This is a genomic window from Rufibacter sediminis (assembly GCF_014269285.1).
GTDB lineage: Bacteria > Bacteroidota > Bacteroidia > Cytophagales > Hymenobacteraceae > Nibribacter > Nibribacter sediminis.
Map to the genome: position 1 here is coordinate 23,983 of NZ_JACOAF010000029.1, position 21,926 is coordinate 45,908.

The 21,926-nt window shown below is 53.8% G+C and carries 17 protein-coding genes; 11 read left to right on the forward strand and 6 right to left on the reverse strand.

Translation table 11 applies throughout. The annotated features are described in order from the left end of the window. Nucleotides 1-290: 290 nt before the first annotated feature. Nucleotides 291-1,289 carry an NADP-dependent oxidoreductase gene (locus H7U12_RS11720; RefSeq protein WP_186637928.1) on the reverse strand — a complete coding sequence of 333 codons (999 nt, stop codon included), beginning with the start codon at nucleotides 1,287-1,289 and terminating at the stop codon, nucleotides 291-293. A 240-nt stretch (nucleotides 1,290-1,529) separates the two neighbouring features. Continuing rightward, the gene (locus tag H7U12_RS11725) at nucleotides 1,530-3,971 is read right to left on the reverse strand and encodes a TonB-dependent receptor (RefSeq protein WP_186637931.1); all 2,442 of its coding nucleotides are present in this window, start codon (nucleotides 3,969-3,971) and stop codon (nucleotides 1,530-1,532) included. A 451-nt stretch (nucleotides 3,972-4,422) separates the two neighbouring features. Between H7U12_RS11725 and H7U12_RS11730 the strand changes: the two genes are divergently transcribed. After that, a complete protein-coding gene (locus H7U12_RS11730; protein WP_186637934.1) occupies nucleotides 4,423-5,538 on the forward strand; it encodes a T9SS type A sorting domain-containing protein in 1,116 nt (371 codons plus the stop codon). A gap of 89 nt (nucleotides 5,539-5,627) precedes the next feature. Here the strand turns inward: H7U12_RS11730 and H7U12_RS11735 are convergent, their stop codons facing one another. Both H7U12_RS11735 and H7U12_RS11740 read right to left on the reverse strand, forming a co-directional pair. After that, nucleotides 5,628-6,380, reverse strand: a complete 753-nt coding sequence (locus tag H7U12_RS11735; RefSeq protein WP_186637936.1) for a LytR/AlgR family response regulator transcription factor — start codon at nucleotides 6,378-6,380, stop codon at nucleotides 5,628-5,630. Between the two features lie 357 nt (nucleotides 6,381-6,737). After that, nucleotides 6,738-7,754, reverse strand: a complete 1,017-nt coding sequence (locus H7U12_RS11740) for a sensor histidine kinase (RefSeq protein WP_186637939.1) — start codon at nucleotides 7,752-7,754, stop codon at nucleotides 6,738-6,740. A 209-nt stretch (nucleotides 7,755-7,963) separates the two neighbouring features. On the opposite strand from H7U12_RS11740, the gene H7U12_RS11745 reads away from it, so the two are divergent. The 5 genes from H7U12_RS11745 to H7U12_RS11765 all read left to right on the forward strand — a co-directional run bounded on the left by H7U12_RS11745 (nucleotide 7,964) and on the right by H7U12_RS11765 (nucleotide 14,982). Then, nucleotides 7,964-10,393 (forward strand): TonB-dependent receptor, encoded by a 2,430-nt coding sequence (locus H7U12_RS11745; RefSeq protein WP_186637942.1) that lies wholly within the window; start codon nucleotides 7,964-7,966, stop codon nucleotides 10,391-10,393. A gap of 207 nt (nucleotides 10,394-10,600) precedes the next feature. Then, nucleotides 10,601-11,701: a DUF5700 domain-containing putative Zn-dependent protease gene (locus H7U12_RS11750; RefSeq protein ID WP_186637945.1), complete on the forward strand. Its 1,101-nt coding sequence runs from the start codon at nucleotides 10,601-10,603 to the stop codon at nucleotides 11,699-11,701. Nucleotides 11,702-11,936: 235 nt separating this feature from the next. After that, nucleotides 11,937-12,341 carry a DUF983 domain-containing protein gene (locus H7U12_RS11755; RefSeq protein ID WP_186637948.1) on the forward strand — a complete coding sequence of 135 codons (405 nt, stop codon included), beginning with the start codon at nucleotides 11,937-11,939 and terminating at the stop codon, nucleotides 12,339-12,341. 71 nt (nucleotides 12,342-12,412) lie between these two features. Further along, nucleotides 12,413-13,285 (forward strand): helix-turn-helix domain-containing protein, encoded by an 873-nt coding sequence (locus H7U12_RS11760; protein WP_186637950.1) that lies wholly within the window; start codon nucleotides 12,413-12,415, stop codon nucleotides 13,283-13,285. Between the two features lie 98 nt (nucleotides 13,286-13,383). Continuing rightward, the gene (locus H7U12_RS11765; RefSeq protein ID WP_186637952.1) at nucleotides 13,384-14,982 is read left to right on the forward strand and encodes a PQQ-dependent sugar dehydrogenase; all 1,599 of its coding nucleotides are present in this window, start codon (nucleotides 13,384-13,386) and stop codon (nucleotides 14,980-14,982) included. Between the two features lie 75 nt (nucleotides 14,983-15,057). Here the strand turns inward: H7U12_RS11765 and H7U12_RS11770 are convergent, their stop codons facing one another. Further along, the gene (locus tag H7U12_RS11770) at nucleotides 15,058-15,378 is read right to left on the reverse strand and encodes a DUF962 domain-containing protein (protein WP_186637954.1); all 321 of its coding nucleotides are present in this window, start codon (nucleotides 15,376-15,378) and stop codon (nucleotides 15,058-15,060) included. A gap of 187 nt (nucleotides 15,379-15,565) precedes the next feature. On the opposite strand from H7U12_RS11770, the gene H7U12_RS11775 reads away from it, so the two are divergent. Beyond that, entirely contained in the window at nucleotides 15,566-16,402 is an 837-nt protein-coding gene (locus H7U12_RS11775) for an energy transducer TonB (RefSeq protein ID WP_186637965.1), read from the forward strand. Nucleotides 16,403-16,534: 132 nt separating this feature from the next. Here H7U12_RS11775 and H7U12_RS11780 read toward each other — a convergent pair whose 3' ends face one another. Further along, entirely contained in the window at nucleotides 16,535-18,244 is a 1,710-nt protein-coding gene (locus H7U12_RS11780) for a helix-hairpin-helix domain-containing protein (RefSeq protein WP_186637967.1), read from the reverse strand. 323 nt (nucleotides 18,245-18,567) lie between these two features. Here H7U12_RS11780 and H7U12_RS11785 point away from each other — a divergent pair, with 323 nt between their 5' ends. From H7U12_RS11785 to H7U12_RS11800, 4 genes are all read left to right on the forward strand, one after another. Beyond that, nucleotides 18,568-18,960, forward strand: a complete 393-nt coding sequence (locus H7U12_RS11785) for a hypothetical protein (RefSeq protein ID WP_241749326.1) — start codon at nucleotides 18,568-18,570, stop codon at nucleotides 18,958-18,960. 50 nt (nucleotides 18,961-19,010) lie between these two features. Continuing rightward, on the forward strand, nucleotides 19,011-19,778 hold the full coding sequence (locus tag H7U12_RS11790; protein ID WP_186637969.1) for a glycosyltransferase family 25 protein: 768 nt from the start codon (nucleotides 19,011-19,013) through the stop codon (nucleotides 19,776-19,778). A 78-nt stretch (nucleotides 19,779-19,856) separates the two neighbouring features. Then, nucleotides 19,857-20,261, forward strand: a complete 405-nt coding sequence (locus tag H7U12_RS11795) for an EVE domain-containing protein (protein WP_186637971.1) — start codon at nucleotides 19,857-19,859, stop codon at nucleotides 20,259-20,261. 68 nt (nucleotides 20,262-20,329) lie between these two features. Continuing rightward, complete coding sequence (locus H7U12_RS11800) at nucleotides 20,330-21,895, forward strand: hypothetical protein (protein ID WP_186637974.1); 1,566 nt, start codon at nucleotides 20,330-20,332, stop codon at nucleotides 21,893-21,895. The last annotated feature ends 31 nt before the right edge of the window (nucleotides 21,896-21,926 follow it).

The window sequence follows — 21,926 nt, forward strand, 5'->3', positions numbered from 1 at the left end:
TGTATCATGATGTCGCGGAAGCTACTTCCGTGCCCTTACTGGTTCGGCAAGTCACGGAAGTAACTTCCGCGACATTGTAATGGAAGAAGCTAGCTCTTAAAACACCCTATTCAGCATGCGTCATCATCCCCCTACCCCCTTCAAAGGGGGACGGAATACGTGAAACTGTACAATTAGAAATCTTTCAATGCGTTTTGGGCCTGTTTTCAGAAAAAGAGCCGCTAAACGCAAAAGCCCTCACAGATTTCCACAAACTGTGAGGGCTTACTATTTTAATAACTTCTAAAGTCTTACACCTTCACCAGCATTTTGCCTTGGTTCTGGCCGGTGAAGAGGCCTAAGAACGCTTCAGGGAGTTGCTCGAAGCCTTCTACAATGGTTTCCTGGTAGTGGAGTTTGCCTTCTTTGACCCAGGTGCTTAGTTGCTGCATGGCTTCGGGGAAGCGGGCGTGGTAGTTGCTCACGATAAAGCCTTTGATGAGCGCGCTGCGAGTGAGTACCAACGGCAGGAACCGGGGGCCCTGCTGGGGCTTTTCGTCGTTGTAATGGGCGATCTGGCCGCAGATGGCGAGGCGGGCGTGGAAGTTGATGAGCGAAATGACGGCATCGGTGATCTCGCCGCCTACGTTGTCAAAGTACACGTCCACGCCGTTGGGGCAGGCGGCTTTCAGGTCGGAACGCAGGTCTTGGGTAGTTTTGTAGTTGATGACTTCATCGTAGCCGAACTCCTTTTTCAGCAGCTCGGCTTTCTCGTCTGAGCCTGCCAGACCCACCACGCGGCAGCCTTTGAGCTTGGCAATCTGGCCCACCACCATGCCCACGGCCCCGGCCGCGCCCGATACCACCACCGTCTCGCCCTCCTTAGGCTGGCTAATGTCCAACAACCCGAAGTAAGCCGTTAAGCCGGGCATTCCCAGAATGCCCAGGTAATAGCTGGCGGGGGCCAGGCTGGTGTCTATTTTTTGAAGCTTTTTCGCCTCGGCAATGGATTGGGTGGCCCAGGGCAACGCACCCAATACCACATCGCCGGGTTGCAGAGCCTCGCTCTTCGATTCCACCACCTTCGCCACTACGCCACCTTCCAGCGGCGCGTCTACCTGAAACGGCGGCGTGTACGATTTGGCATCGTTCATGCGGCCGCGCATGTACGGGTCAACGGAGAAAAACTGCGGTTCCAGCAGTACCTGCCCGTCCTGCAAAGCCGGTAGCTCCACTTTCTCAAACCTGAAATTCTCTTTACTGGGATTTCCCTTCGGCCGACTGGCCAATACGATCTGTGTTATTTCCATGGTATCTCTTTCCTAAAATTATGGCAAGCCGAAGCTCAAGCCTTAGTAAAGAAACGGTCTTTGGCACGAAAGGGTATGCACAGAGGAGGTAGCGTGGAGGGTACCAAAGATTTTAAAGTTTCCAATTGCTCCGCCTCTCCGCTAGCATGAATGCTCTGCGGTAGCCTTTCTTTAAATAGAAGAGGGAGTCCGTTTGCCGGACTCCCTCTTTAATATTGTAGCGTTTACGAACTGCTCTGGCTAGAACTTATACCCTACCGTTGCCATGAACTGACGAGGCGCAATCGGGTTGATGCTGTAGCGGTCGTGCACCACGTAGTTCAGCTCGTTGGTGATGTTGGAAAGCTTCGCGAGCAGCGAGAATTTATGGTACGTATAGCCGGCAGACAGATCAATGGTGGTGAAGCCGCTCAACGGGATCAGACGGTTATAGGCCGGAGACTGCTCCACGGTGTTGTTCAAACCGCCGTTCCGGTCGCCGGTGTAGAAGGCGGAGATACCCACTTTCACGCCTCGCAAGATAGACTTGTCAAAGGTGTAGAACGCCGAGGCGTTGGCGGTATGGGCGGGATTGTTGATCAGGCGCTCGCCTTCTACCTGCGAGCCTTTGAGGCCAGAGGTGTTGGTGTAGCGGTGGTAGTTATAGCCGTAGCCTACCATCACGTAGAAGTTCTGCGAGAAATGCCCGTTGATGTCAATGTCAAACCCGTCGCTGGTGGTTTCACCGGTCAGTTCTTTCACATTGGGGTCCATATTGCTGGTACCGTCTGCCCGAAACTGCGCCTGCTGAGCCAGGTTGCTGTTGATGTAGCGGTACACGCTCAGGCTGGTGGTCAGTTTTCCGTTCAGTAACTGGTTTTTGTAACCCACCTCAAACTGATCTACAATAGAGGGGTCCAGTTGCTGGTTGTTAATATCAGTGCCGGAGTTGACCGTGAAGTTGTTGGCGTAGCTGGCGTAGAAAGACATGTTCTGCACCGGCTGGAAGATTAAGGCTGCCTTGGGTGAAAAGGCCCGATCTGCTTTATCAGCGTTCACTCCTTTTCTCTCCTGCTGGGTATCGTAATTGAAGATATCGGTGCGGTACACATTCTGATAAGACCAGCGCAGACCCGCCAGTACCTTGAACTTGTCTGAGAGGGTGATTAAATCCTGGGCATAGGCTCCAAACCGGTAGCTGGGCGAAGTGGTGAGTTCCACCGTGGCCCGGGCCGGAATATCCGTCCGGGTACGGGAATCGTACTGTTCCATGTTCAGGATATTAAGCGTGTCATACCGGGCGCCCAGTTTGCCGTTCTCAAATTTAAAGGTATTGCTTTCGGTTTCAATACGCACCACGTCTGACCCTACCAGCAGCTGGTGATGCAGAAAACCGGTAGAGAAGTTTCCGTTCAGGTTCACTTGAGCGGTATAGTTCTGTTCAGAGGTTTTAGCGGCACTTAAGCTCCGGGCAAAATCTCCGTTAGCGGCAATGTTGTTTGGCACTCCTAAGCCATAGGCATCCACCTCGGTTTTCTGGGAAGCGCCAATCAGGTTGATTTTCCAGTTATCGTTTAACTTATGGTTTACCGTTACCGAGCCTGAAAGCTGCTCCGTGGTATTATAAGCCCAAGGGGCGTTGATGAACCGCGAACGAGGGGTGTTGGGTAGAATGCGGGCATCTTGGTTCTGGTTCAAAGCGCCCACGCCGTTGTCGGGCACCAAGTCAGATTTCAGGTAATCTGTCTGCACCAGAATCTCGGTTTTCTGGCCCAGTTTGTACAGGAGCGATGGGTTAACATACACCCGCTCACTGTTCACCACATCCCTGAAGCTGTTGGCTTTTTCATAGGTACCCACTACCCTGAAGGCCAGGTTCTTGCTGATGGGGCCATAGACATCCACGGTAGGCTTGTACAGGTCATAGCTTCCTGCGCGCATAGTGACTTCACCGCCCCACTCAAACTTAGGTTTCTTGGTGACCATGTTGATGACCAAACCGCCGGACACGTTGCCGTACAACAGCGCCGAGCTGCCTTTCAATACCTCAACAGACTCTAAGGTGCTGGCATCTGGGAAACCCTGGGTGTTGGAGATCACGCCGTTCTTGAAGATGCTCCCGCCCGAACCGCCAATCCCGATGCTGAACCCGCGGGATGTAAACGTTTCAGCCACGCCCTGGCGCTGCTGCGTGAGGGATACGCCACTCACGTTTCTGAGCGCATCGCCCAGACGAAGCACCTGCTGGTCGGCAATGACGGTGCTGTTCACCACGCCCACGCTCTGCGGAAGGTCCAGCGGCCGGATATCGGCTTTGCCGAAGCTCACTGGCTTGGTAAGACCGTTAGATCCGGTGACTACCACTTCACTGAGTTGGGCTGCGCTCTGGTTTAAAGTGAAATCTTCCCGCGTGGTTTGTCCGCCTGCTACCGTGATGTGTTTCTCCTGGGGAGACAAGCCCACAAAGGAGACGCGCAGGGTGTAAGTACCTTCCTCCACGCCTCTGATCTGGTAAGAACCGTCCTCGGCGGTAACCGTTCCTTTATTCGCTTCCACCAGACTCACGCTTACATAAGCGGCCGGCTTTCCTTCACTGGTGCGCACAGTGCCCGTCACGCCGCCGTGCTTCAGCTCCGCAAACCCCAGGTGGGCCAGCAGCAAGGAAAATAACAAAAATGGAATGGTTCTGGTAGAAATTCGCATAGACTTTATTTAGATCAATTCTAAGAAGCGGCGCAAAATTAGAGAGCTTTTTGTATTTCGCAACGCTTATTTGGAACTAATTTAAATAAAAGGAAACAGCCAATATAAGCGACTAAAAAGCAGCCATTTACAATACACAAGAAACTAGCAACTCAAAATTACTTTCTCCGTGGCCGCGTTTTCGGCCTATTATTCAGGAAACAGGCCGAAAACAGAGTAGCACGCATGGGTTTTGTAAGCCGGTGAGGGCTCTTTCTTTGCGGGCCGGAAGAAAGTATTTGCCATGTGTTGGCTTCTTTTACCTTACCTTTCTAAGAGCTGTTCCCAAAGGAATTATCCTACCAGGGAGGACACTTGCAAGTCACATTCCCATTCCTTATATTTAGCTAAAACATAGCCAGTTACGCCACTATTCAATATAAAATCAATATACCTATACTCCCCCTCGCCTATGAAACCTCACCTACCGCTTAAACAAGCAAAGTTTCTGGTTCTCCCTGTCTTCGTACTGCTTCTTTTTACCTTCTCGGCGCAGGCCACTCATTTACGCGCGGGTGAGATTTACTACAAGAGCGACACCACGGCTACCAGAAATCCCTTCAAGTTCTTTATCACGCTGGTGACCTATAGTGTGGCCCAGAACTTTGAGGAGACAGAGGCAACCCTTCACTTCGGCGATTGTACCAGCCAGAAGGCCGCCCGAAAATCCAGAACGCTGCTGCCCAATGCCCCTATGCCCACCATGGCAAACGTTTATGAATTTGAGCACACGTACGCAGGACCGGGCACGTATCAGCTCACGTATTGGGGAGCTAACCGGAACGCCGGCGTGGTGAACATCTCCAGCTCAGTGGCGCAGATGTTCCTGGTGCAGAGCACCCTTACCGTAGATCCGTTTATAGGGACCAACCGCTCCCCGGTGTTCAAGTTTCCTCCCGTGGATATTGCCGTCCGCAACCAGCTCTTCACCCACAATTCCGCCGCCGTTGACGCTGATGGGGACAGCCTCTCCTATAAATTGGTAACGCCCCTAACCAGCAACAGTGAAAGTACCTGCGGCACCCCTTTGCCCAATGCCGCGCCCGGGCACCGAGGGTTGGAAAATTTCCTCGGCTACGCCGATACCGGAAGCCCCGCCGGAGTATCCCTGAACCGGAACACCGGCCAACTCACCTGGAATTCCCCGGGAATGTTGGGCGAGTTTATAGTCACGATGGTGGTGGAAGAATGGCGCGATGGCCGACTGATTGGCAAGGTAATGCGTGACCGGCAGATCCTTGTACACGAAACGGCGATAGTCACCGGTGTTTCTGAGGAGGTGGAACAACTGGTAAGTGCCTACCCCAACCCGGCCTCTTCTGCCCTGATGTTGAAAGCCCCTTCGTTTGTGCTGTTGCGCGGAACGCAGGCGTACAACGCCCTGGGAAAACCACTAGCGCTGCCCTCGCCCGTCAAATCAACCGACGGCTGGGTCTTTGATGTACAGAACGCCCCGGAAGGTTTTTACCTGCTGCACCTGCAAACCTCGCACGGAAAAATAGTCCGGAAGTTTGTGGTGAAGCGATAGAAAGCTGATCCGTTTAGGGCTGATTTTCAGAAAACGGCCTAAAAACCGGAAACGCCTTAACGGCTGCGCTCCCGTCCTGTAGAAATTCTTTACAGTTGGTCTTTCTCCCGGATGAGCTTGAAAAAGCCGTCGCGGTAGGTTTCCCCGATGGGAATGGATTTGTCCTGTATGTAGAGCGTGTTGCCATCTACCATGCTCACTTTGTCAATGGAGATGATGTAGGATTTATGCACCCGGTAAAACGGCGGCTTGGGGAGTTGCTCCTCCAGGTCGCGGAGGGTTTGATAGGTGACCACGCGCTGCTGCGGCAGATACAGTGACACGTAGTTCTTAAGCCCCTCAATGAACAGGACATCGCTGTAATTGATGCGCAGGAACTTGTTTTTGCTTTCCCCTTTGACAAACATGTACTCTGGGTTAACGCCCGTAGCCGGCGGCGCTGAAACCACCGGAGAAGCCGTTGCTGGGGCTGATGCGCCGGGGGCAGGTTGCAGGAGTGCCTGCGCCTTCTGCACGGCTTTCAGGAAACGGTCAAACGCGATGGGCTTGAGCAGGTAATCCACCACATCGTGCTCGTAGCCTTCCAGGGCGTATTCTGGGTAAGCGGTGGTGAGAATGACTTTGCACTTGTTGCCGGCCAGTTTCAGGAACTGCAGGCCCGTGAGCTCGGGCATCTGGATGTCCAGGAACACCAGCTCGCAGCGGCCATCGCTCACCCAACCCAACGCCTCAATGGGGCTGGTGGTGCTGCCCACGAACTCCAGGAACGGAATCTTCTGAATGTAGGCTTTCAATAAGTTAGACGCGTACGCCTCGTCATCCACGCAAATACACCGGATCATTTTCTTGCAGGGTTAAGCAGTAGCAATTATGTAGGGAAAGGTACGGGTTAGAAGACAGAAGTAAAACTCTCTGTTGTCCAGGTGTTTCGGGGCCGTTTTCTTCATAATGGCCTCAAAACAGGAAGACACTTTTAAAAGCTGCACGCACGAAGAGAACTTTTGCGCACGCACACCAGGCGCGAGCGAAACCTGTGAGGTTTTGAAAACCTCACAGGTTTTCGGGTTTTTAGCCTGTTTTCTGAAATTCAGGCCAAAAACGCAGATGCAGGAACAGAGGCGAACTCTGGGTGCACGCAGTTCATAGGAGCGGCTACCGTTTCGGGGCTGTTTTTAGAGAATCGGCTTAGAAACGGCGGGTTACACGTGGCGCAGTTCTAGCCGGGTTTGGTGCACGGTGCCGTTGTCTTGCACGGTGAGTTGGTGTTGCCGGGGGTAAAGTAGCTCCAGACGGCGTTTGATGTTCACCAACCCGATGCCCGTGCTGTGGTCTTTCTGCTGCCGGCTGATGCGGTTGCTCACCTCAAAGGTAAGGTCCTGGCCCTTCACCTGCAGGTGAATTTGCACGGGGTTCTCCGGATCATTCACCACCCCGTGTTTGAAGGCGTTCTCCACAAACGGGATCAGCACCAGCGAGGCCACCCGTTGCCCGTCCACGTTGCCGTCTACCTGAAAATCCACGAAAAAATGGTCCTCGAACCGGAGCCTGAAAATATGGATGAAGCTGTGCAGGTACTCCACTTCCTTCTGCAGTTCCACCTTGCCGTCTGGGCTGTCGTGCAGCATGTAGCGCATCATGTCAGAGAGCTTCAGGATGGCTTCGGCTAAGGGTTCAGAGACGGGGTACGCCAGGGCGTAGATGTAGTTGAGCGTGTTGTAGAGGAAGTGCGGGTTCACTTGGCTTTTCAGGAAGGCCAGCTCGGCCTGGGTTTTCTCCTGGCGCAGCAGTTTGTTTTCCTTCTCCTTCCGGAAAGTGTCCTGCACGCTCCAGACGGCCACACTCAACGCCATCATGGGAATGGCCCGGAACAGGTTATCGCCCATGAAATGGGCGAAGGTAGTGTCTGGGGTGTAGTTGCTGAAGCCCAGCAGCAGGGGGTACAGGGTTTCCTCCAGCAGGTAGCGAGTAATAATGAAGACCACCGGGGCGCCGGCCCAGGCCAGCACCAGAAAGAAAATCCGCTCGCGGTTCAAAAACAACGGGTACACCAACAGGAAGCAGTAGTAAAACACCGCCATCATGCACAGCATAAACGAAAACTGCAGCCACATGATGGCCTCCATGTGCGGCGGCTGCTCTTTGTAGATACCCACCAGGCAATACAACAGGTACAGGACCCAGGCAGCCACGTGGTAGAGGAAGATTCTATGCTTCATGTTCCAAAGCTAGAAAGAGCGGCAAGCCTTTCCGCATTTTTTATCCCAATCTTCCATTTCCTGATGTGAACCCGCGTTTAGCGGCTCCTTTTCTAAAAACTGCCCCTAAACGCGGATTGGGATAAAATCTGGCGGCGTTGGGATCATTTTTTTTCAGCTCCAAGCAACCACCCGCACCTTTGAGCATCTATTTATCAAACCCCATTCCTATGCGCTGTCACCTCTACTCCACCCGCCTTCTCTCTCTTCTTTTCACCTTCTGCCTTGTCGCGGGGGCAGCCCTGGCCCAGACCGGCGCTTCGGTGAAAGGCACCGTGCTGGACCAAACCCGCCAGCCGTTGGGCTTTGCCACCATTATACTGGTGCACCTCCCCGATTCTGCCATCGCCCACTCCCAAATGGCCGATGAGGCGGGAACCTATCTGTTTGAGAAAGTGGCCGCTGGCCGATATGTGGTGAAAGCCAGCCGCATTGACTTCAACACCGCCCTAAGCCAACCGTTTGAGGTGAACGGCCAGCCGATGCAAGTGCCCGCGATCTTGGCGACTCCCAAAACCACCGCGCTCAAAGAAGTGGTGGTGCAAGGGCAGCGCCCCCTGCTGGAACAGCAAGCCGATAGGCTCATCCTGAACGTGGAGAAGCTGAACACCGCTGGCGAGAACGCGTTGGAGGTCCTCAAAAACGCCCCCGGCGTACGCATAGACAAAGACGATAACATTCTCTTTAGAGGAAGCGGGGGCGTGAACGTGATGCTCAACGGCAAGATGACCTACATGAGCGGCGCAGAACTGAGCGCCTACCTCAAATCTTTGCCGGCCTCGGCGGTAAGCAAGGTGGAACTCATCGCCAATCCTCCGGCCTCGTATGACGCGGCGGGCACGGCCGGCATCATCAACATCCAGCTCAAGCGGGAACTCACCAAAGGCATGAACGGGACGCTGAGCGCGGGTACCGGCTACGGAACCTACGAGAAAGCCTGGGCAGGCATCAACCTCAACTACAACCTGGGCAAGGTAAGTTTCTACACCCGCCTGAACACCAGCCACTCCAACTCCTACAACCGCCTCACCATGGAGCGCCTCATCAGAGACAGCCTGTATCGCTCGGTGAACTACTGGCACCCCATCACCAAAAGCGTGAATGTAGTGGCCGGGGCCGATTATTTCATTTCAAAGCAGCACACGGTGGGTTTCATGGTCAAAGGCTACACCTCGCCGCAGGACGTGCTCACCACCAGCAACTCGGTGAACTATGACGTGCCGGGCAACCCCATCGGCAGCGTGCAGATGCACAACCCCCGTGATGTCACGTCCAATAATTACAGCCTCAACGTCAACTACAAATTTGACATAGACACTACCGGCCGCTCCCTCACCTTTGACTCTGATTTTGTGCGCTACCGCAATGCCGCCGATGAGCTTTTCACAAACCAGTATTTTGGCCAGACCGTGGTGGGCGAGAATGCGCTGGAAGAGTTGCAGAGTTTCTCCGATGCCGATGTGCGCATCTTCGCCCTTAAACTGGACTACGTGCACCCCTTGGCCAACAACTGGAAAGCGGAAACCGGCTGGAAGAGCAGCTGGGTGCGCAATGACGCTGACATCAGGTTTGAGCGCCGGCTGGAAGACCGCTGGCTCAACGATGCCCGCCGCACCAATCACTTCCTGTACGATGAGAACATCAATGCCGCCTATGTGAGCCTGAGCAAGAAAGTAAGCAAAGCCCTGAACTTGAAAGCCGGCCTGCGGGCGGAGCAAACCATCTCTGAAGGCGACTCGCGCACCCTCCAGAATGTAGTGAGCCGCAATTACTGGCAGCTTTTCCCCAGCGTGTTTGTAGGCTACACCCCCACCGATGACCACCAGTTCTCCACCTCGTACAGCCGCCGCATCAGCCGGCCCAACTACCGGAGCCTGAACCCGTTCACGTTCTACTCAGATCCGTACACGGGCCTCTTGGGCAATCCGTTTCTGCAGCCATCGTTCTCCAACTCGTTTATGCTCAGCTATTCGTTCAAAAGTTTCCAGGTATTGAGCATCAGTTACCTGCAGGAGAAGGATTTTGTGGTGGAGGTGGTGACCCAGAACGACGAAACGAAGGAAAGCATCAGTACGCCGCAGAACCTGAACCGCGCCCGTTACCTCAGCTTCAGCAGCGGCGGCACCTTGCCCGTGCGCAAGTGGTGGAACGCCAACGTGCAGGTGCAGGGCAGCCTGAACAAAGTGACTACCCCCGTGCAAGGCGAGCAGTACAACCAGGAGCGGTTCTCCTGGGACCTCAGCACCGACCATAACTTCATCCTGCCTAAGAACTTCAGCGTGCAGTACTCTGCGTACTACAGCTCGCCCTCGGTGTCTGGGCTGTTCCGGAACAAGGCGTCTTACCTGATGAGCATTGGCGGCAAGAAAACCTTCCTGGACGGGCGCGCCACCGTAAGCGTCAAGCTGAACGACATCTTTGACACCGCCCGGTTCAGAGCCAACCTCAACTACAGCAACGTGAACATGTACTGGGAAAACGAGTGGGAAAGCCGCCGCCTCAACCTCACGTTTGACTACAAATTCGGGAACAGCAAGATCAAGACCGCCCGCACCAGACGCACCAGCACCTCAGACGAGGAGAACCGCGTGAGCAAGTAATATTAGCCGGGCAAACCGGGCTTTTTACAAGACTATTTTTCGGGTTTAGGGGCTGTTTTTAAGAAAGCAGCCCCTAAACGCATTTTGGGATAACGATTGACGGGGTTGGGATAATATTTTTTCGGTGCCGCTCCCCTGCTGCTACTTTTAAATCAGTTACCACGCCAACAGCCGCTGGACTATCTGACCACCTACAAACTTGATTCTATGAACCTCCGCACCGCTCTTTTCCTGTTTCTCGCTTACGTAGGCACCCTGTCTTTCTGCGGCGCCCAAACCGTGAACACCCAAGCCGCCGACCGCTACTGGCAGATCACCCAGGCGCTCCGCCAGAACCAACCCCTCACCGATGCCACCTGGAAAGAGTTCCTGGAACTGCAGGGCAACAAGGTGTACATTAAGGGCGTGTTTGACTCCGTTTCCCTGAAAAACTACCGCCGCGCCATTGAGGTCAACTACATGCCCCAGCATGATTCTTTGCTGCAAGCCAAACTGAAAGCGCAAAGCTGGTATTACGTGCTGGTAAACGATTACAAGAGAAACGAGGAGGCTCAGAAAGAATACCTACGCCAGACCAGCCAGAATCCCGCCTACCTGCAGAGCATGTACACGTTGGCCTATGAATACCTGCCGCAGCGGGCCCACACCAAAGTGCAGGACCTGAAACTCTACTACAATGCGCTGGGCAACGACGCCACCTCCAGAAAAGAAGGTATTTTCTTCAGCCTGAACTCGGCCACCAACTGGAGTAAAAGCAAAGCCGGCATTCTGGAAGCCCACGAGATCCACCACCAGATCCGGCCCAAAAAAGATTTCGGGGACGTGGCCGAGGAAGACGCCGCCCTGCTCTGGACCCTGGGCAGCATCCAGAACGAAGGCACCGCTGACCTGATCGACAAAAAAGTCTTCCTGCAGGCGGGTGGTCAGGACTCCATCGGCATGCACCAATGGCTCCTGGCCAATGCCCCCGGCACCATTCAAAAGCTGGACTCCACCATCCAGACCATGGCGGCCAAAGGACCTCAGGCGAACGCACCCCACAAATTCTACCAAAGGCTGATGAACGGCACCGCCGGGCACCAACCGGGTTTTCTGATGGCCCTGGTGATAGAGCGCAACGGGTACCTCCGGCAGATGAATGAAACCATTGATGATCCGTTTGCCTTTGTGCACCTTTACCAGAAAGCCGCTAAAAAAGAGAAAGGCCGCGTACCGATGTTCTCCAAAGCCTCTCTGACCTACCTGAAAAAGCTGGAAAAGAAATACACCGCCCAACCCTCGGCCAGGAACCTCAGCGCCCGCCGGTAACACCATCGGTCGGGCTCCTGCTCTGGTGTGCCGCGCAAAGGCATCGCTTTCCGTTCCGCCGCTCTTACACCTCTTCCGGTTTTAAGCCTGTTTTTAGAAAAACGGGCTCAAAACCGGAAGCTTTTTGGACAGGCCTTTCTCCTCAAAACCAGAAACTCCCCTAACAACCGCCTTTTGTCCTATCCATTAATGTCTGGGGCACGTACTTTTGTAGAGAGAAAAACGAAAGAAAGCGATGTTTGGAAAAGGCTCTAAGCTGTATAGCATAGCAAAACTGAAATGCCCGCGTTGCCAGGAGGGAGACTTGTTTGAAAACAACAGCCTGCTGGGCTACCGCAAAATGTCCAAGATGCTGGACCACTGCCCCGTCTGCCACCAGATGTATGAACCGGAGCCAGGCTATTACTACGGCGCTATGTTCGTGAGCTACGCCCTTACCTCTGGTCCCACCCTGGCCATTGTAGGCCTGATGATGCTGTTCTCGGAGGAAATCACCCTCTGGATGTTCATGGCCGCCCTCATTCTTTCGCTGCTGCTGTTCATGCCCGCGCTTTTCAAGCTTTCCCGCGCCATCTGGATCAACATCTTCATCAGCTACAATCCGCTGGCCGCGCAGGACCCGCAGGCCAAAGGACACTAAGCTTCCCGTTTTAGCGCTATTTTTCGCAAATTGGGGCAAAATCGGCTGTCACCCAACCCGCCGCATGCCCTATGCCCGGAAAGCTTCCCGTTTACCGTATCCCAGATTTTACATCGGCCAAGGGCCTGGCCCGGGGCATCCATGTGGTAGACCTGCAGGCGCACCGCCAGAAACATGCCTTTGTGCAGGCCCCGCACAAGCATGACTTTTACCTGCTGCTGGTGGTTACATCTGGCCAGGGCAGCCATACCATTGATTTCACGCAGCACGCGGTCACGCCCGGCAGCGTCTTCTTTCTCACGCCGGGGCAGGTGCACGCCTGGAGCCTCACCGAGGAAACCGAAGGCACCCTGCTGTTTTTCTCCCCCGAGTTCTACCGCGGAAACCGCGAGACCGATACCCTGCGGCAGTTCCCTTTTTTCCAGACCTGGCAACATCCGCCGGTGCTGTACGCCACCCCAGAGACCTTACTGCCCGTAGAACGCCTTTTGGAACAGATGCTGGCGGAGTATGCCCAACCGGCGGCCTTCCAGCCCGATGCCTTGCGCGCCTACTTGGAGTTGCTTTTGATCCAACTGGCCCGGTTGTACCCCGAAGCTCCCGCCGCCCCCGAGGAGAACAGCTGGCCTTTTCAGCTGTATCAGCTGGAGACCCTGGTGGAAAACCATTACCTGGAGCACCAGCCCACCGGGTTTTACGCCCAGGCGCTGCACCTATCGCCCAAGTACCTCAACGAGCTCTGCAAACAGAACCTGGGCAAAACCACCACTGATCTGCTGCAGGAGCGGCTGATTCTGGAGGCCAAACGCCTGCTCACCCACTCGCCGCACCTGAACATCGCGCAGGTGGCGCAGGCCCTGGGGTTTGAGGACAATTCCTATTTCAGCCGATTTTTCAAAAAACAGGTCCAAATCACCCCAGAGCAATTTCGGCAGAAAGGATAGCAGCGCGTTATTTCCGGCGGAAAGCGTAGTTTTTCAACAACCAATTACCCAAAGCAAGGGTTTAAAGAGCTGAAATTCACTTCAGTTAACTTTCCTCTATGCGGCGCGCGCTCTTCTTTCTGGCTTTTTTATCTGTGATTTCTGGTTCTTTCACCTCCACCCAAGCCCAGGACCTGACCGGCCCCAAAGGCGAGACGTTTACGGTGCGGGTGGTGAAAGACAAACTCAGCGATCCCTGGGAAGTGACCTTCGGCCCTGACCAGCACCTCTGGATTACCGAAGCCAAAGGCTACAAAGTCAGTCGCCTGAACCCGAGCACCGGAGCCCAGACCGTACTGCTGGACCTCACTTCTGAGCGGAAATTCCCGCGCTATGACAAAGTCCCAGATTCTGTAGATGGCGGCAAACCCTGGCCGCAGGGCGGATTGATGGGGATGGCCCTACACCCGCAGCTGCTCTCGGGCAAACCCTACGTGTACCTGGCCTATGCGTATTCCTACGCCGGAGCCGGGAAATCTGGCGATGGCTGCGACCCGAATTTTGGGGGCTGCCACTACACCATGCGGCTGGTGCGGTATGACTACGAGCCGAAAGCCCAGAAACTCAGCAACCCGCTCCTCCTCTGCGACAGCATTCCGGGCAGCAACGACCACAACTCGGGCCGTTTGCTTATTGCCCCGGTGCAGGGCAAAGATTTCCTGTTCTACACCGTAGGCGACCTGGGGGCCGGGCAGTTCAAGAACATCGGTCGGCCCAACCACGCGCAGAACATCGGCAGCTATGAAGGCAAAGTGCTTCGGTTCAATCTGGAGCCTGACCCTGATAAAAACCAGTATGACCGCTGGATTCCCAATGACAACCCGTTTACTTCTCCGCAGCGCCAGAACGCCGTCTGGAGCCTGGGCCACCGCAACGCCCAGGGTTTGGCCTACGCCGTGGTGAAGGGTACCGGGAGAATCTACGCCAGCGAACACGGTCCTTTTTCAGACGATGAACTCAACGTGGTGGAACGCGGCAAGAATTACGGGCATCCGCTCATCATCGGGTACCAGGACAACAACTACAACGGGCTGGCCGCCGGAGTCAGTGACCACGCCGAGATCCCGGGCACGTGGCACACCACCTACCCCACCATCAAAAGCGAGAAAGAGAACGCCGTCGCCTTGGGCGCGCAGAATTACCGTGATCCCATCTACAGCTTCAACCCTACCTCCAATGCGTCTCTGACCAAGATTCTGACCCAGATCAGGAGTGGCGAAAACAGCTCCCCGGACTGGTCCTCCGAAGCACCCAGCAGCATAGCCGTGTATACGTCAACGGGCATCCCGGGCTGGCAGAACTCGTTGCTTGTGCCCACACTCAAAACCGGCAAGCTGATCAGGCTGCCACTGAACGCATCCGGCACCGGCGTCACCGGCGATACGCTTACCTATTTCCGGTCGAAGATCCGCTACCGGGACCTAGCCATCTCCCCCGACGGCAAAAAACTGTACCTGGCCGTGGACAGTTCCTCGGTGACCTCCGGCCCTTCGGGCGAAGACCCCAAAGGCAGCCAGTACCGGGGTTCGATCCTGGAATTTACGTACGTGAAAGGCGGCACCGCTTTGAAAAACGCCTCGGGCAAGACAACGGGTGGCAAGGCACCAGCAAAGTCCAAGGACGCGGCACAGGTGGCAGGGAAAAGAAGAAAGGAATAAAGCGCTTTTCTGTTTTAGGCATGTTTTCCAGAAAATCGGCTTAAAACAGATGATTGAGAAGATAGCGGAGTTGATTTACCTGGCTTTGAATTTCTGCTTGCCCGTGAGTAATTGGAAGAACAGCACAAAGTCTGAGGCCAGGCTGTAGAACGGGTATTGAAACGTAGCCGGTTTGTTTTTCTCGAAGAAAAAATGCCCCACCCACGCAAACCCGTACCCGATCACGGGCAACAGCCACAACCAGGAATATCGGCCTAAGAACAGCGCCACCACTAAGAGCAGCAGCAGCAGCCCGGTCCCTATGAAATGCAGCACCCGGCTGGTGGTGTTCTGGTGCTCTTGCAGGTAGAACGGGTAGAACTCTTTGAAGGAGGTGATGCGGGTAGGAGTTGGCATGGTCAAAGCTGATAAATCTCATTTAATTATATGTTGATATGAAAGAAGTTGCGAGTAAAATTTCTAGTTTCAACTTTCTCTTAAACCCCTTTGCAGCCGTTTAACCTCATTCAATAGGGGGCATATCAGGAATGAATTTGCTTTTGATTATCTTGAGCAGAAAAATTTATAATTGTAAAACTCCCCTATGCGGCATATTTACTTCTGCATTCTATTCCTTCTAGTCAGTATCCCTTCTTTCGCACAAAAAGAAAAGTCCTCAGAACCAAAAATTTATATTGCAGTTGAGGAAATGCCAGAATTCCCAGGAGGAATGAATGCTCTGCCCACGTTTATAGCGCAAAACTTCAACTTACCTAAATATCCTGCCATCTTAGATTCACTGACAAATTTAGCTATTACGTTTGTCATAGGCCCCTCCGGAGAAGTACAGGATATTGAACCCTTAAATAGAGTTCACCCATTGATTGATCAAGAGGCCCAAAGAGTTCTCCAGATTATGCCACGTTGGAAACCTGGTAAGCAAGACGGAGAACTGGTGTACGTTAAATACACTGTTCCAATAAGGGTACCAGCACCTCAACATGTGCCAAGTTTTCTCCAAGGCAAGTCACCATATTATTACTATTATGATGAAGAAGCCTATGAATCCGGAGTTTATATTGGATATCTGGAAGGGCTAGAGTTCCCATACGGCAATAAAGCTCTTGCGACATTTATACAGAAGAACTATAAAATTCCAGAGGCGGCAAAGAGAGGAAAAGTAAGTGGAATTGCTAAGTTCTCTTTTATCATCAATCCCAAAGGTGAGGTGACAAGAGTGAAGTCAATATCAAATTTAGGGTCTGGGGTTGAGGAAAACTTAGTCGGAGTTTTGGAAAAAATGCCGAATTGGAAAACCGGAAACCTTACTGCTATCTCTCATTATGTAAAAAGGACAGTTGAGATAGAAATAGTGCATGGAAAGGCTACTTTCAGAGGCATTGTTCCTTCAGAATTTGACAATCCGGGCATTAAGGAGTAAGGAACCTATTGTTCCCTAAAAGTAGAACTACTAGTAGAACTACTATAGTTAAACTTTGTGACTTGTAACTTCAAATCACAAAGTTTAACTATAGTAGTCTTCTAAATTTTGAAATAGATATTTTTCTTGAGGCTAAATCCCTTTCGCCTTCTTCCGATCTGCAAAGTATGTCGCCACTTCCTCGCGCGTTTTGGCGTTGAAGGTCATCTCGGCGGTTAGGCCGCCTTTGCGGCCCACGAGGACGCCGTAGCGCATGTCATCGTAGCCGCGCATGCTGTGGGCGTCTGGGTTGATGCTGAGGAGCACGTTCTGGCTGAGGGCGTATTCTACCCAGCGCCAGTCCAGGTCCAGCCGCCAAGGGTTCGCGTTGATCTCGATGATGACCTGGTGGGCGGCGCAGGCGTCAATCACGGCTTTGTGGTCAATGGGATAGCCTTCCCGGCGGAGGAGCAGACGGCCGGTAGGGTGCCCCAGCATGGTGGTGTAGGGGTTCTGGATGGCGTTCACCAGACGGTCCGTGGCCTTCACGATGTCCATTTTCAGGTTGCTGTGAATGGAGGCGACAATGAAGTCAAAGGACGCGAGCACATCGTTGTCATAGTCCAGCGAACCATCGGCGAGGATGTCTGACTCAATGCCTTTGAAGATGCGGAACGGCCCCAGCTCCTGGTTCAGGCGATCGATCTCCTTTTGCTGCTCCTTCACCCGGAACTCCTGCAAACCGTTCGCATAGAACGCCGATTTAGAGTGGTCGCACATGCCCAGGTACTCAAATCCGAGTTGCTGGCAGTGCACCGCCATTTGCTCCAAGGTATGGGCGCCGTCTGAGTAGGTGCTGTGGTTGTGCAGAATGCCTTTCAGGTCACTGTCCTGGAGCAGGGTGGGCAGTTGGTTTCCGCGGGCCATTTCCAGAATACGGGCACTTTCGCGCAGTTCGGGGGCTATGTAGGGCAGCTTCACGCGCTGGAAAATCTCTTCCTCAGAGGCGGCTGGTTCGCCGTAGGCCTCGGCCATGAGCGTGTCGCCGGCCTCGTTCACGGGCTGCGTTAACCAGGCTGGGTTAGCTGAGTACAACAGGGTTTGGTTCGCGAAGCGGCGCTCCGGCACCAGGCGCACTTCCAGCTTTAGGCCGGTCTCAGAAAGTACCCCGCGCCACACGAACGGGCCAGAAACGGCGTCCAGCGGCGAGATGCCCGGGAGTTCCTCCAGAAAACCCGGCCAGGTGCTGTCGTCTTGCAGGCTGATGAGGTAGTGCAGCGTGTCAATGGTTTCCAGGTTCCGGCGGAGGTCGCCCACCACTACGGCGGATATGGTTTCGGGCCTGTTTTTCAGAAACGAGAGCAAATCCAGCGCCAGGGGCTCGGCCTCGGCCCAGAGCAGTTTGCCTTTGCTGGCATCGGAATACTGCAGAGCCTGCAAGATGGTTTCCTGGGTTTTCGCCCCGAACCCTTTCAGCTTGGACAACTCGTTCCGTTCGCAGGCCTCGCGCAGCCCCTCTGAGGTCTCCACGCCCAGCTCTTTCCAGATGGTTTTGATTTTCTTGGGCCCGATGCCCTTGATGTTGAGCATCTGCACCACGCCTTCGGGGGTGATTTCCAGCAAGCGGGCTAAATCAGCGTGCGTGCCGGTCTGGATGGCTTCGGTGATTTTGGCCGCCATGCCTTTGCCAATGCCGTCCAGTTTCTCCAACTGGGCCGGGCTCATCTGGTGAATAGGCGATTCCAGGCGCTCCAGCACCGCAATGGCATTGGTATAGGATCTTATCTTGAACGGGTTCTCGTCGTGCAGCTCCATCAAAGAAGCCGTGAGCCGGAACATGCGAATGAGTTCTTTGTTCTCCACGGGTACAGTTGTGAAAGGGGTTTAGACAAAGATAAGGAACATCCTGCGGATGTTAGTCCTGAGTTCTGAGTCTTGCGTCCTGAGTTGGGAACGAGGTGGATGCTTGCTTTCGGCAAAGCCGATTTAGGCCTGTTTTCTGAAAAACGGCTCCAAAAGGGAAGAAGCGCTTACAAGGTTGAAGGAGTGGTATTCCCTTCGGATGGCATTCACACAACTCAAGACTCTGAACTCAGGACTACCTGTATAGGCTCTTGACTATTTTTTCTTTTGTATCTTGTGACAAGATTGCGGATAAAATAGACCAAACCAACCTCCTGCTACCTATGAAAAAACTGTCTCTGCTTTGCCTTCTCGCCGTTGGGCTCATGGCTTTCCAATGCGGCGGTGGTAACGCAAACGTGCCAGATGCTGTGTACGGCCAGACCTGGCTGTATTCCTATGAAGAAGACTCAGCGGATGTGCATACGTACCGGCCCAACACCTTTGATTTTCCGCCTTCCAGAGGACGCACCGGCTTTATGGTGCAGAAAGACGGCACCTTCATCCGCTACGGCATTGCTCCCACAGACGGTCTGGAAGAACAACCGGGCACCTGGCAAGCCGATGGCAAGAACCTGCTGCAGATAAAATTCAAGGATGCTGCCCATGAGCCGGAAAAAATCGAAATTATCTCGGCTTTGCCCAGTGTCCTGAAGATACGGCGCACCTCTCATTAACAGTACTTTCCTTATTCGTTCACGTCTTTTTTTCATAGGCCCGCGCTTGTATGCAGCAGTACTTGGATCTACTCAACCAGAGGTATGACAAAATATATGTGATCACCCTCCAGCGGGCTCATGATCGGCAGGCACAGATCAGAAAAGAACTGGCCGGGCTCCAGTACGAATTTTTCTATGGCCAGGACAAGAAGGAGTTTACCGTGGCGGAGCTAACCGCGGCCGGCATCTATGACGAAGCCCTCGCCAAAAAGCACCACAGGTACAATAAACCCATGCCTCCGGGCATGATTGGTTGCTCCTGGAGCCACCGGTTGATCTACGAGGATGTGGTGAAGCACCGCTACCAGCAGGTACTTATTTTAGAAGATGACGTGGTCCTGGACAACAGGAACCTGGCCCTGCTGCCCGAGGTCTTTTCTGAGCTGCCCAGTGACTGGGAGTTGTTCTACTTCGGGTTTGCCCTGCACGAAACACCGCCGGCGAATGCCCCGCTCAAGAAGCTGTTCTACCACCTGGCCCGCACGCTGGGTTTCTTCAAGTTCACGCATACCGCCATCCGCAACCTGTACCCTACGCAGCTTTCAAAGCACATCTACAAAGCCGGGTACCATGACTGTACCCACGCGTATGCCCTTACCTATTCTGCGGCTGAGAAATTAGCTGAGCTTCAGACCCCTATCTCTTTTTTTCCAGACCACTTGCTGGCCTATGCATCCACCAATGAGCTGGTCAAGGCGTATCTGGTGCTGCCTAAACTCATCAATCAGCAGTTCCAGGTTCTGGAGGAAGCCTCGGCTTCTTACATCCACGGCTAAGCTCTTTGCTCAAATTCCCTTATTTTTGCAGAAAGAGGCTTCTGTGGCTTTACATTAATTGATTTTTTCGTACTTTATATGAACTACTGGCTCGTCAAAACTGAACCTGAAAAATACGCCTGGTCTGACTTAGAACGCGATACAAAAACCACCTGGGACGGCGTTAGAAATTTCCAGGCGCGTAACAACCTCCAGAAAATGCAGCAGAACGATCTGGTGATGTACTACCACAGCGTTTCTGAGAAATCTATTGTGGGGGTGGCCAAAGTAAGCCAGGAAGCCTACCAAGACCCTACCACTCAAGAAACGCAATGGGTGGCGGTAACTCTGGTACCGGAACAGGCCTTGGCCAAACCAGTAACCCTGGAGCAGATCAAAAAAGAGGAACGGCTCCAGAACATTGCGCTTCTACGGCAGTCACGGCTGTCGGTGATGCCTTTAACGCCAGAAGAATTTGATATTCTGCTGAGTATGGGCCAGTAACAAGGCAAAACCTCGGGCAGAAAATTGGCGTTTTTAGTAAGTTCCCAGTACTTTCTTAAAAGCCCTTTATGTGCTCACCCTTCAGAAGCAATCCCTGCCGATGCCTGCTCTTCCTCCTGCTCTGCTGGGGGGCGCTCTTCTCTGCCCAAGCGCGTCAGAAAAAAGAAAAAGACAAAGAGAAACCAGCTCCGCCCGCACAAACCTACCGGGTAGAGCTGGAAAGCGACTCGTATGACGATGATCATACGGTGCACCCCCTGCCAGACAGCACCCTGCTGGTGGTTTCCACCAAACGCAGCAGCTGGTTTGGCAAGAATGATTTTCAGTTGACCAGATTCAGCCGCGATCTGAAGCAGCTCTGGCAAACCAAGCACGAGCATAAGAACAACCAGTCGTTGATGCAGGTAACCGCCGAGCGCAACACCATTTACCTGCTTTTCTCCACGCTCAACAACAAGAAAATCATCCTGTACAAGGTGAATGCCGTCAACGGCGAGGCTTCCTTCAGTGAACACACGCTGCCCAGTTCATACATCACCATCAAAGAAATGGCGGCTTTAGACGGTCAGGTGTTCCTGAACGGCCTGGACCGCGACAACCTGAACATGATGCGCCTGAACCCCAATGAAGAAGAGGTGAAACTGCTGCCCGCCGTGTTTGGGATGGAAGATGATCTGGGCGAGTTCAGAGTAGATACCCTCACCCATGCGGTGGAGTTTGTGGTCTCTGAAACCAACGGCTGGCGTTCCCGGGTGCAGACCAAGCGCCTCAACACCAAGGGTGACGTGATAGGCACGTACTTCATCCAACCCGAGATGGATTACCGCAACGACAAAACGCTGCAGTCGGGCCGGCTCACGCCCGGTGATACCCTGAGCAAGGTTCTGCTGGGCACCTACGGCTACCGGACCTCGGTGTACTCCATGGGGCTCTTCACCAGCGACCTATCCAGCAACATCCAGTACTTTGATTTCAGCAAGCTGGACAACTTCTTTGAATACCTGGGCCCCCGGGCGCAGCGGCGCATGAAAGCCAAATTTACCCGGCGTGAAGCCAAGGGCAAACCCCTGGTATTACGGTACCGCATGCTCCTGCACTCGCTTATTCCGCATCCGTTGGGCTACGCGCTGGTGGGGGAAATTTACTATCCGCAGTACCGCAGCCATGACATTGGGCAATACAGCCAATACGGCGACCTCGCCGGCCGTTACCCCTATCTACGGCCCAACCGAAGCTCCATGTCCGGGTACCGGTTCAGCCACGCCATCGCCTGTGTCTTTGACCGGGAAGGAAAGCTCCTCTGGGACAATGCCTATCGCCTTAAAAACGAAACTTATCCAGAGCTGGCCCCCACCGTAGAAGCCGGCGTAACCCCGGCCGGGAACGTCACCCTGGCCTACCCCGAGGATGAGTATATCTGGTTCAAGACCTTGAAACCAAACGCCTCTATCAGCAACGAGGAGAAAGTGGAGGTGCGGCTACAGGAAGAAAATGAGAAACTGGTTTCCAGCAGCAACGAAGGAATTGTGCACTGGTACGGCGGCAACTTCATCGCGTTTGGTTTCCAGCGCATCCGCCCCGCCCAAGGTCAGGCCCGCAGCGTCTTCTACCTGCAGAACATGACCTTTGAGTAACCTTGGCCAGCCGCTAACGATGCGCGGATCT

Coding starts and splice junctions, on each gene's coding strand:
- H7U12_RS11720 (WP_186637928.1), bottom strand. CDS start 1,289: ATGGAAATAACACAGATCGTATTGGCCAGTCGGCCGAAGGGAAATCCC.
- H7U12_RS11725 (WP_186637931.1), bottom strand. CDS start 3,971: ATGCGAATTTCTACCAGAACCATTCCATTTTTGTTATTTTCCTTGCTG.
- H7U12_RS11730 (WP_186637934.1), top strand. CDS start 4,423: ATGAAACCTCACCTACCGCTTAAACAAGCAAAGTTTCTGGTTCTCCCT.
- H7U12_RS11735 (WP_186637936.1), bottom strand. CDS start 6,380: ATGATCCGGTGTATTTGCGTGGATGACGAGGCGTACGCGTCTAACTTA.
- H7U12_RS11740 (WP_186637939.1), bottom strand. CDS start 7,754: ATGAAGCATAGAATCTTCCTCTACCACGTGGCTGCCTGGGTCCTGTAC.
- H7U12_RS11745 (WP_186637942.1), top strand. CDS start 7,964: ATGCGCTGTCACCTCTACTCCACCCGCCTTCTCTCTCTTCTTTTCACC.
- H7U12_RS11750 (WP_186637945.1), top strand. CDS start 10,601: ATGAACCTCCGCACCGCTCTTTTCCTGTTTCTCGCTTACGTAGGCACC.
- H7U12_RS11755 (WP_186637948.1), top strand. CDS start 11,937: ATGTTTGGAAAAGGCTCTAAGCTGTATAGCATAGCAAAACTGAAATGC.
- H7U12_RS11760 (WP_186637950.1), top strand. CDS start 12,413: ATGCCCGGAAAGCTTCCCGTTTACCGTATCCCAGATTTTACATCGGCC.
- H7U12_RS11765 (WP_186637952.1), top strand. CDS start 13,384: ATGCGGCGCGCGCTCTTCTTTCTGGCTTTTTTATCTGTGATTTCTGGT.
- H7U12_RS11770 (WP_186637954.1), bottom strand. CDS start 15,378: ATGCCAACTCCTACCCGCATCACCTCCTTCAAAGAGTTCTACCCGTTC.
- H7U12_RS11775 (WP_186637965.1), top strand. CDS start 15,566: ATGCGGCATATTTACTTCTGCATTCTATTCCTTCTAGTCAGTATCCCT.
- H7U12_RS11785 (WP_241749326.1), top strand. CDS start 18,568: ATGAAAAAACTGTCTCTGCTTTGCCTTCTCGCCGTTGGGCTCATGGCT.
- H7U12_RS11790 (WP_186637969.1), top strand. CDS start 19,011: ATGCAGCAGTACTTGGATCTACTCAACCAGAGGTATGACAAAATATAT.
- H7U12_RS11795 (WP_186637971.1), top strand. CDS start 19,857: ATGAACTACTGGCTCGTCAAAACTGAACCTGAAAAATACGCCTGGTCT.
- H7U12_RS11800 (WP_186637974.1), top strand. CDS start 20,330: ATGTGCTCACCCTTCAGAAGCAATCCCTGCCGATGCCTGCTCTTCCTC.